We start from the raw sequence: 10692 nt of genomic DNA on the forward strand, positions 1-10692 counted from the left end.
GATTCCGCGGTGCGGCCGGTGCCCACGGCGGGCTGCGGGAGTTCGACGTCCGCCGTCACCGCCCCACCGATGAGGAACGATGAGCCACCCCTCCCTCCCCACCACGCAGGCCGCCATCACCGCCATCGGCGAGATCGCGGCCGAGTACGGTCTGGCGATGTCGGTCAGCGAGGACATCGGTGCCGACGCCACGTCGCGCCGGACGTCGGCCGACATGTTCGCGGTCCTCGACCCCGACGGCTCGCTGCCGCACGAGGCGTACGTGGAGCTGGCCGGGGTCCCGTGGGTGAGCATCCACCTGTTCCCCGAGGACGACGCGCACATCACCGTCGACGGGATCGAGTTCCTCGACGTGCCCCGGGACTCGGTACCGGCGTTCCTGCGTTCGGTCCACGGCGGCCTGGCCTGGGTGAAGGGACGGTTCTTCCCTCCTGGCCAGTGGCTCGTCGTGCCCCTTCCCGGCGACACGACGTACCGGGAACCGGCCGGGATCAACCTGACCCCCTGGCTCGCCCGCATCGTCCGGGGCTGACACGGCCCGGCCGCCGCCGCGCCCCGGCGGCGGTGGCGTACGGTCCCCGGGGTGAGCACGATCAGACGTGTCCTGGGCGGCGCCCTGTTCCACGTACCGCATCCGTATCCGGCGCCGGCGCCCGTGCGGGACGGCGGGCCGGACGGTCGTGGCGCACCCGCCGCGGCCCCCGCGCCCGACGCGCCCCGCGCCAACCCCGTGGCGGTGACCGCGGTGTCCGGCGCGGCCCTGTTCCTCCTCGGCGTGAACACCACCGGCATCAACACCGCGCTGCGGGCGATGGCCGCCGACCTGGGCGTGGGCACCGCCTCCCTCGGCTGGGCCGTCGGCGCCTACATGCTGGCCGTCGCCGCGGTGGTCGTACCGGGAGGCAGGCTCGGCGACATGCTGGGCCAGCGGGTCACCGTCGTCGCGGGGAGCCTGGTCTTCGCCGTCGGCGCGGCGGTCGTGGCCGCGAGCGGCTCCGAGGGCGTGCTGATCACCGGCCGGGTCCTGCAGGGGGTCGGTGCGGCCGCGCTGATGCCGTCGACGATGGCGGTGCTGCGGCTGGCCTGGCCGCGGGAACGGCAGGGCGCCGCGCTGGGCCTGTGGGGCGCGGTCGCCGGGCTGGCCTTCGCCGTCGGTCCGCTCATCGGGGGCGTGTTCACGGACGGCCCGTCGTGGAGGTGGCTGTGGTGGACCGGTGCCGGTTGGGCGCTGCTGGTCGCCCTGGCAGCGGTGTTCGCGCTGCGGTCGCTGCCGCGCGGCTCGGGTGAGCGCGGCCTCGACGTGCCCGGGATGCTGCTGCTGTCGGTGGGGCTGACCGGCCTGCTCGTGGCATTGCAGCAGATCCCCTCGTGGGGCGCGGCGTCGCCCGCCACCGTGGGCTGCCTGGTGGTGGCCGCGGTGGGCCTGGGCGCTCTCGTACGGGTCGAGTCCCGGCGGGCCGCCCCGCTGCTGCACCTGGGCCTGCTGCGGAAGCCGCCGCTGGTGGCCGCGTGCATCGGGACGGCCGTGAACACCCTGTTCCTCATCGGGTTCCTGTACTTCTTCAACCTGTACGCGCTGTCCCCGGACACCCTGGGCTATTCGGCGGTGACGGCGAGCCTGGCCCTGTTGCCGTACGGGGCGTGCGTGTTCGCGGTGTCGATGGGTGTCGGTCCGCTGTGCGACCGGGTCGGCTACCGGTGGCCCGTGGCCGCGGGGATCGCGTTGAGCGGCGCGGGCGCGCTGTGGCTGTCGGGCGTGAGCGGCGACAGCGGGTACGGGGCGGTCCTGCCGGGCTCGCTGGTGCTGGGGGCCGGCGTGGGGATCACCCTGTCCGCGCCGTCCGCCGCGGGGCTGCGGGCGCTGGACGGCGCCCGCTCCGGGGAGGCCTCGGGGATCATCAACGTCGTCCGGTACGTGACGGCCGCCCTGGCCGTCTCCGCGGGCACCCTCGTGTTCCTCGCGCGGGGCACCGACCGACTGACCGGGGTGCTGCGCGACGCCGGTGTCGCGGGACCGGGCTCGACGGGCGCGGACCGTCTGCTGTCGGGCGCGGCCCTCCCGTCGGCGCAGCCGGCGGGGCCGGCGGTCCGTGAGGCCCTCCACCGGGCCACGGCCGCCGGTCTCGCGGACGGCTTCGCCTCCGTGATGTTCTGGCTCGGCGTCCTCGCGCTGGCCTCGATCCCGCTGTGGCTCCTGCTGATGCCGGCGTCGCGAGCGTCGACGGCCGGCGGTCCCTGACCTCCCGACCACGTCGCGTACCCGGTCGGTTTCGTACCGCCGCGGCACGTGACACGCATTGCCTCGATGTCATCGTGTGTTCGCTCAGCAGATCCTCAGATCCGGATAACGATCCCGTGACCGCGCAAGGGCCTTTCGGCCTGATCACAGCCGTCTGGGCGTTTTGCCGGTGATGTGCGCCACGGTTTCCGGCCGGGCACCGTGGTACATCTTCACGACCGCCTGCCGGACCACCCACGTCCGCGCAGAGGCGCTGGAGCCGGCCGACCGCCGGCAGCAACTCCATCACCATCCGGGGGATCGGAACCCGATCCGCAGCCGATGACGGCGCGGTTCGGCATGGAGCGGAAAGGCGCACCACAGCATGACCTCGACGCAGGTTGAACAGCACCGCGGAGACGACGACAACGCGACCGCGGGCAGTACGCCCGAGGAGGGCTACGAGCGCGGACTCGGCAGCCGCCAGGTCCAGATGATCGCCATCGGCGGCGCCATCGGCGTCGGCCTCTTCCTCGGAGCCGGCGCGAACATCGCGAAGGCCGGCCCCAGCCTCATCCTCATGTACGCCCTCGCCGGCGTCATCGTCTTCTTCATCATGAGGGCGCTCGGCGAACTGCTCCTGTACCGGCCCGTCTCGGGTTCGTTCGCGGAGTACGCCCGTGAGTTCCTCGGCCCCTTCTTCGGGTTCGTGACCGGCTGGACCTACTGGCTCATGTGGGTGGTCACCGGCATGGCCGAGCTGACGGCCGCGGCGATATACGTGCACTACTGGTTCCCGGACGTCCCGCAATGGGTGACGGCCCTGGTCTTCCTGGTGGTCCTGTACGTCGCCAACCTCATCTCGGTGAAGATCTTCGGCGAGATCGAGTTCTGGTTCTCGATGGTCAAGGTCACCGCCCTGATCGGCATGATCGTGATCGGCATCGGCGTCGTGACCTTCGGGTTCAGCGCGGCCGGTGACACCGCCGCCGTCTCCAACCTCTGGGCGTTCGACGGCATCTTCCCCAAGGGCGTCGGCTCCAGCCTGATGACCCTGCAGGGCGTCATGTTCGCCTACCTGGCCGTCGAGCTCGTCGGCGTCACCGCGGGCGAGTCCGAGAACCCGGAGAAGACGCTCCCCAAGGCGATCAACACCCTGCCGTGGCGCATCATCGTCTTCTACGTCGGCGCCCTCAGCGTGATCCTGATGGTCGTCAAGTGGACCGAGTTCGAGCCGGGCGTCAGCCCCTTCGTGGCGGCCTTCGCGAAGATCGGCATCCCCGCCGGCGCGGCGATCGTCAACTTCGTGGTCCTGACCGCGGCCCTGTCGTCCTGCAACTCCGGCATGTACTCCACCGGCCGCATGCTGCGCGACCTCGCCGCCAACTCCGAGGCCCCCAAGCTGCTCGGCAGGCTGAGCTCCACCAAGACCCCGGCCGTCGCCATCACCCTCTCCGCCGCCCTCATGGGCATCGGCGTGGTCCTGAACTACGTGGTCCCGGAGAAGGCGTTCGGGTACGTGATGTCGGTCGCGACCGCGGCCGGTATCTGGACCTGGATGATGATCCTGGTCAGCCACATCCGCTACCGCCGCGAGGTGGTCGCCGGCCGGCTGCCCGCCTCCTCCTTCCCCGCGCCCGGCGGCACCCTGTGCAGCTGGATCGCCGTCGCCTTCCTGCTGATGGTCACCGTGCTGATCGCCATCGACCCCGACAGCCGCGTCTCCCTGTACGTGGGCGCCGGCTGGGCGGTCTGCCTGTCGATCGGCTGGGCGGTGCTCAAGGCCCGCAACCCGCAGGTCGCGGCGCGGGCGAACGTCCCGACGCAGCGTGAGCCGGAGCGCACCCGCTCCTGACCCCGCGCACACGGAACGGGTGCGTACCGGCCTCCCCGGCCGGTGCGCACCCGTTTTCGTTCCCTGCGGCCCCGCCGGGCCGGGGCGCCTACTCCCAGTCGTCCCAGGGCGGGTCGGTCTCCTCCGGGTCGAAGGGCGGTTCGTCGGCGTACGGAGGGGGCTCCTCCGCCGCGAGGAACGCGGCGGGGGCCGCGGCGCCCGCCGTCGCGGCGCCGGCCGGGACCTTGCCCGCCTTCGGGGCCGTACCGGTGACGGCCGGTGCCGTGGCCGCGGGCGCGCCGCCGGCGGATTCCGCCAGGGTGTCGAGGACGCCCTGGGCGTACTTGGTGAGCTTGGCCTCGCCGACGCCACCGATGGTGGACAGTTCCTCCACCGTGGCGGGGAGCCTCGTCGCGATCTCCCGCAGCGTCGCGTCGTGGAAGACGACGTACGCCGGTACGCCCTGCTCGCGGGCCGTCTCGGCCCGCCAGGCGCGCAGGGCCAGGAAGACCGGCTCGGCCTCGGCCGGCAGGTCGACCGGCACGCGGGCGCCCTTCCCCGAGCGGGAGCCGGACTGCTTGCGGGACGGTCCGGTGACCGCCTTCTCCTTGCGCATCGAGACGCTGCGGCGCCCGCCGAGGACCTCGCCGCTCTCGTCCGTCAGGACGAGCGTGCCGTAGTCGCCCTCCACCGCGAGCAGCCGCTGCGCCAACAGCTGGCGGACGACGCCCCGCCACTCGGCGGTGCCCAGGTCGGAGCCGACGCCGAAGACGGAGAGCCCGTCGTGGTCGAACTGGATGACCTTGGCCGTCTTCTTGCCCTGCAGGATGTCGATGATCTGGCCGGCGCCGAACTTCTGGCGGCGTTCCTTCGCCAGCCGCCACACCGTGGACAGCAGCTTCTGCGCGGCGACCGTCCCGTCCCAGGACTCGGCCGGCGTCAGGCACGTGTCGCAGTTGCCGCACGCCTCGCCCGACTGCCCGAAGTACGCGAGCAGTCGCGTCCGGCGGCAGTCGACGGTCTCGCACAGCGCGAGCATCGCGTCGAGGTGCATGCCGAGCGACCGGCGGTGCGCCTCGTCGCCCTCGGAGCCCTCGATGAGCTTGCGCTGTTGGACCACGTCCTGCAGGCCGTACGCCAGCCACGCCGTCGCCGGCTCGCCGTCGCGGCCCGCGCGGCCGGTCTCCTGGTAGTAGCCCTCGACCGATTTCGGCAGGTCGAGGTGGGCCACGAAGCGGACGTCCGGCTTGTCGATGCCCATGCCGAAGGCGATGGTCGCCACCACCACGACGCCCTCGTCCCGCAGGAAGCGCGCCTGGTTCTCCGCACGCGTGCGGGAGTCCATGCCCGCGTGGTACGCCACCGCGTCGATGCCCTGCTCCACCAGGAAGGCGGCGGTCTTCTCGACCGAGGCGCGCGACAGGCAGTAGACGACGCCGGCGTCCCCCTCGTGCTCGGCCCGGATCAGTTCCAGCAGCTGCTTGAGCGGGTTGTCCTTGCCGACGATCCGGTACTGGATGTTCGGCCGGTCGAAGCTGGCGACGAAGTGCCGGGCGTCCTCCAGCCCGAGCCGCGCCACGATCTCGGCGTGGGTGGCCTCCGTGGCCGTCGCGGTCAGCGCGATCCGCGGCACCTTGGGCCAGCGGGCGTGCAGCATGGACAGCGCGAGGTAGTCGGGCCGGAAGTCGTGGCCCCACTGGGCCACGCAGTGCGCCTCGTCGATCGCGAAGAGCGACACCTTGCCCCGGTCGAGGAGGCGCTGCGTGCCCTCCGAGCGAAGCCGCTCGGGAGCCAGGTACAGCAGGTCCAGTTCGTCGGCGAGGAAGGCCTGCTCGACGGCCTGCCGCTCGTACGGGTCCTGCGTCGAGTTCAGGAATCCGGCCCGGACCCCGAGGGCGGTGAGCGCGTTCACCTGGTCCTGCATCAGCGCGATGAGCGGCGAGATCACGACGCCCGTGCCTTCTCTGACGAGCGCGGGGATCTGGTAGCAGAGCGACTTGCCGCCGCCGGTCGGCATCAGCACGAGGGCGTCGCCGCCGCCGACGACCTGGTCGATGATCTCCTGCTGTTCGCCGCGGAAGGAGCTGTATCCGAAGACGCGGTGCAGTACCTGCAGGGCGTCCGAGGTGTCGGGGGAAGGGTCCGAAGGGGCCATCCGTGAAGCCTATCGGCACCCGCCGACACCCTCGTCCACGTCCCCCGGGACCTGTGGAAAACCCTCCTCCGCCGGCCGGTTTCCGGAGGGGGCCGTGCCCCGCCTTCATACCTCCGGGTGAGGTCGGCGCCCTTCGGCCGGAAGGGACGTCGGGAATCCCTACGCTGGACCGGGGCGTCGGGCAGCCGCCCGAACGGCACGTCTCACGCTCCGGGAGTCCGCGTGGCGCAGCAACACACGATGTCACTGCGCCGGTGGCTCCGGTACCGGTTCGACAATCTGGTCGCGGGGGGTACGGCCCGGCTGATCGGCTGGTTCGCCCTGGCCTGTCTCGCCGTGGTGGTACCCGCCAGCGCGCTGCTCGTCTGGTCCGACGGCACTCCCCCGGCCGGCCTGTCCGAGCGGCTCACGGCCGTGTGGGTGAGCGTCGGGCAGACGCTGAAGATCGGGGGCGCCGTCGGCTCCCCGCTGTACGTGCTGGCGTCCGTCACGCTCGCGCTGGTCGCGCTGCTCTTCGTGTCGACCCTGGTCAGTCTGATCACCACGGGGATCAACGAGCGCCTCCTGGCGCTGCGTCGCGGCCACTCCACCGTGCTGGAGCGCGGGCACACCGTCGTGCTGGGCTGGTCGGACCAGGTGTTCCCGGTGATCGGGGAGCTGGTGGCCGCCAACTCCAACCAGCGGCGTTCCGCCGTCGCGGTCCTCGCCCCGAAGGACAAGGTGGAGATGGAGGACGAGATCACCACCCGGGTCACGGAACGCGGCCGGACCCGGATCATCTGCCGCAACGGCAGCACCACGGACCCCACGGAGCTGTGCCGGGTGAGTCCGGGGACCGCGAAGGCCGTGCTCGTGCTGCCCTCCGGCGGGGAGGCGGGTGACGCGCACGTGGTGAAGACCCTCCTCGCCCTGGGCGCCGCCGTCCCGGATCCGGCCGGCGCGGTGGTCGTCGCCGCGGTGCGCGACACCCGCAACCACGTCACGGCCCGGCTGGCCGCGGGACCCGGCGGGCACGTGCTGTGCGTGGACGACATCGTCGCCCGGCTCCTCGTCCAGACCGCCCGCCAACCGGGACTCTCCCTCGTCTACCAGGAGCTCCTCGACTTCGCGGGCGACGAGTTCTACACCGTCTCAGCCGGTGGTCTCGCCGGCCGCACCTTCGGCGAGGCGCTGCTGGGGTTCGCCACGTCGTCGGTGGTCGGTCTGCTGCGCGCCGACGGAAGGGTGCTCCTCAATCCGGAGTGCGGGAGGCCGGTCGGGGCGGACGACCTGCTCATCGTCGTCACGCGGGACGACGACACCGCCGTGGAGTCGGACGTCTCCGCCCACGTCGACGAGGAGGCCATCGTCATGCCCCGGCGAGCCCCCCGGGCCACCGAGCGGCTGCTGCTGCTCGGCTGGAACCGCCGGGCCCCGCTGGTGGTGGACCAGCTCGACCAGTACGTGGGCGCGGGGACCACCCTCGACGTCGTGGCCCTCGGCGAGGATCCCGCGACGGTCGGCGTCCTCGGGGTCACGGCGCTCCGGCGGCGCCTCGACGTGACCTTCCACAGCGGGGACATCACCGATCCGCTGGTGCTGGCCAAGCTGGACGTGCCCGCGTACGACAGCGTGATCGTCGTCGGCGAGGAGGGTGCCCAGGGCCCGGCGTGGTCCTCGCACGCGCCGGAGGAGCCGGCGGGCGCGGATTCCCGTACGGACGACCGGACGCTGGTCACGCTGTTGCACCTGCGGGCCATCGCGGAGGCCTCGGGTCGGGAGCTCGCGCTGACCACCGAGATGTCCGACGACGGGAACCGGGTCCTGGCCCCCGCTCGGGAGGGCGCCGACTTCATCGTCAGCGGCCGGCTGATCAGTCTGCTGATGACGCAGATCTCGGAGAACCGCCACCTCGCGGGGGTCTTCGAGCAGCTCTTCGACGCCGAGGGGAACGAGCTGTACCTGAAGCCGGTCGCCGACTACGTCCGGACCGGCCGTGAGGTCGCCTTCGCCACCGTCGTCGAGGCGGCCCGGCGTCGGGGCGAGTGCGCGGTCGGCTACCGGTCGCGCGCGCGGGCCGCGACCGCGCCCGACCACGGGGTGCGGATCAACCCCGACAAGCGCGAGCCGGTGCGGTTCGCGGAGGGGGACTGGGTGATCGTGCTCGCCGAGAGCTGACGGGGCGGGCCCGCGGGGTCCGGTGCCGGTCGGCTCTCGGCGGCGGTGGGTCCGATCTCCCGGTCAGGGGGTCGAGTGGACCTCCAGGGCGGTCCGTACGGCCGATTCCAGGGCGCCCTCGATCCACGCGGGCTTGATGGAGGTGTGGCAGCCGGCGAAGTGGAGGCTGCCTTCCGCGCTGCGGACGTGGGGGAAGAGCTCGGTGTGCTGGCCGGGCAGCAGCACGGAGGCCTCTCCGTAGGCGTACGGGTCGCGCATCCAGGACTGGGTCCGGCCGACGCCGGTGTAGAACACCTCGATCCGCTGCCCGAAGACCTCCTGGACGCCCGCGAGTGCACGCGGGTAGCGCTCCGCGTCGTCCAGGGAGTCCCACTTCAGGGCGTCGTCCGACCAGCTGTAGGAGGCGAGGATCACTCCGCCGGGGCTGCCCTCGACGGGGTGGGACGGTTGGAACATGAACCGGTTCGGGTTGTCCGTGGCGGATCCGCCGCCGATCACGTCGGCCGCCTCGGGCTGGTCGCGGGTCGTGGAGCGGCAGGCGGCGTAGTGGGCGCGCTGGGCGTCGGAGATGCGGCCCTCGGGCACGGAGGGGTGGGCTCCGAGCAGGGCGCCGTCCTCGGGGGTCCGGGCCATCTGGTAGCTCCGGTACAGGCCCGGCCCGATGGCCTCCAGTTCGCGCTTCCAGTCCGCTTCGTCGAACTCCCACCAGCGGCGGCTGAATTCGAGCAGCACCTTGGTGGCGGCGTCGTAGTGCAGTTCGGTGACCGCGCGCCGCTTGCCGTACGAGAGGGCGGGGGCGACGGGGATGTGCCGCAGTCCGGAGAAGGGGACGGTGATGATGGCGGTGTCGCCGGTGAAGGTCTCGCGCCGCACGGGGCCGTCGCGGCCCTCGGACACGGTGTCGATGCTGACCTCGCGCTCGCCGTGCCGGATCCGGGTCGCGCGGCGGTCGAGCCGTACGAGGTCCTTGACCCGGCCGTACAGCGCGTCGACCAACGTGGCCGATCCTCCCGGGAGTTCGAAGAACGCGGTGTCCGGGCTGATGAGGGAGGCGCCGATGAAGCTGTGCACGAAGGCGAGGTGCAGCCGGGAGGTGAGGTTCTCGACGGTGCCGATGAGGTCGATGGTCCGCTCGTCGAGCTTCGCCTCCTCGGTCAGGTAGCGGTACATGGACATGTGGCCGTAGCGCTGGATGACGCGGGCCCAACCCTCGACGAGCGCCTTGTCCTGCTTGCCCTCGATCTCCTTGCGGACGGGGGCGAAGGCGGCCCGGACGATCTGGGCGGCGGGCTGGGACTCGTAGGCCGCGGGTACTCCGAAGGAGCGGTTGAGGGTCTGCGGGGCCCGCGCGTAGTCCGCGCGGCGGACGCGGATTCCGTTGACGTGGATCCAGGTGCGGTATGCGGGGCGTCCCGTCCCGTCGACGTCGACGAGGTGGAAGCGGCGGCGCTTCAGGCCGAGGCCGTCGATGAGCCCGGTGACCAGCGGGTGACTGTCGGGAATGCGCATCGCGCCGGCTTCGGCGTACTGCTTCGGATCGGCGAACGCGGCGGGCGAGTTCTCGTGGCCGCCGGTGCGGAAGGTCTTGATCCGGCCGCCCACCCGGTTCCCGTTGGCCTCGATGACGGTGACCTGGTGGCCGGCCTGACGCAGCAGGTGGGCGGCGGTGAGCCCGGCCGGGCCGGCGCCGACGACCAGGACCTTCCTGCGGTTCCGGGAGCGGGGCAGGCCGTTCTTCAGGAGGATGTCCGCGTACCGGGGCACGAGGGGCTGGTCGTCCTCGTCGCGCACGAGGACGGCCCGGGCGATGGTCAGGCAGGTGTCCCAGTCGGGGCGCGCGGACCCGGAAGGGGCCTTCGGGGTCTCGGCGGAGGCTGCGGCGACGCTGAACGCGCCGGCTCCCGCGACCGCGGCGGCGCCGGCGATGAGGGTGCGTCGGGAGGGCCGGCGGGCGGGCTCCGGTGCGCTCCCGTCGGGGAGTTCGGGCAGTTCGGGCAGTTCGGGGCCGGCGAGCGGGTCCTTGATCATGAGGCAACTCTTGCGTCCCGCAGCGCCGCGGTTCACCGAAATCCCCTGGTGGGAGCAACAACCACCCGGACGTGATCATCGGGGCGCGGTGCTGACGAACGCGGTTTCGCACGGCGGCCGTCGGCCGTGCGCGGGTGACCGTTCGACGGGGCCGCTCCCTGGGCCGACTCGGTGGAGGAGTTCCTCGGTGAGGCCGAGTACGTGCTCGGCGACGCCACGCGGGGCGGGTCGGCGTCACCGCCCGGGGCCGGAGCGAGGACGGCGTACGCGAGAAGGCGCCCGCCCCGGCCTGGAAGCCGG

At 72.5% G+C, this 10692-nt stretch carries 6 protein-coding genes; 4 read left to right on the forward strand and 2 right to left on the reverse strand.

The genetic code is table 11. The annotated features are described in order from the left end of the window. The first annotated feature begins 79 nt into the window (after window positions 1–79). The 3 genes from ACFVS6_RS21730 to ACFVS6_RS21740 all read left to right on the forward strand — a co-directional run bounded on the left by ACFVS6_RS21730 (window position 80) and on the right by ACFVS6_RS21740 (window position 4073). Window positions 80–532, forward strand: a complete 453-nt coding sequence (locus ACFVS6_RS21730) for a hypothetical protein (RefSeq protein ID WP_389705992.1) — start codon at window positions 80–82, stop codon at window positions 530–532. Window positions 533–583: 51 nt separating this feature from the next. Beyond that, complete coding sequence (locus ACFVS6_RS21735; RefSeq protein WP_389705994.1) at window positions 584–2239, forward strand: MFS transporter; 1656 nt, start codon at window positions 584–586, stop codon at window positions 2237–2239. Window positions 2240–2603: 364 nt separating this feature from the next. Then, complete coding sequence (locus tag ACFVS6_RS21740; protein WP_389705996.1) at window positions 2604–4073, forward strand: amino acid permease; 1470 nt, start codon at window positions 2604–2606, stop codon at window positions 4071–4073. Window positions 4074–4161: 88 nt separating this feature from the next. Here ACFVS6_RS21740 and recQ read toward each other — a convergent pair whose 3' ends face one another. After that, a complete protein-coding gene (gene recQ, locus ACFVS6_RS21745) occupies window positions 4162–6207 on the reverse strand; it encodes a DNA helicase RecQ (protein WP_389705998.1) in 2046 nt (681 codons plus the stop codon). Window positions 6208–6429: 222 nt separating this feature from the next. Here recQ and ACFVS6_RS21750 point away from each other — a divergent pair, with 222 nt between their 5' ends. Then, the gene (locus ACFVS6_RS21750; protein ID WP_389706000.1) at window positions 6430–8364 is read left to right on the forward strand and encodes an NAD-binding lipoprotein; all 1935 of its coding nucleotides are present in this window, start codon (window positions 6430–6432) and stop codon (window positions 8362–8364) included. A 63-nt stretch (window positions 8365–8427) separates the two neighbouring features. Here the strand turns inward: ACFVS6_RS21750 and ACFVS6_RS21755 are convergent, their stop codons facing one another. Further along, window positions 8428–10392: a flavin monoamine oxidase family protein gene (locus tag ACFVS6_RS21755; protein WP_389706001.1), complete on the reverse strand. Its 1965-nt coding sequence runs from the start codon at window positions 10390–10392 to the stop codon at window positions 8428–8430. Between the last annotated feature and the right edge of the window lie 300 nt (window positions 10393–10692).

It is taken from the genome of Streptomyces sp. NPDC057939 (genome assembly GCF_042887545.1).
Classification (GTDB): domain Bacteria; phylum Actinomycetota; class Actinomycetes; order Streptomycetales; family Streptomycetaceae; genus Streptomyces.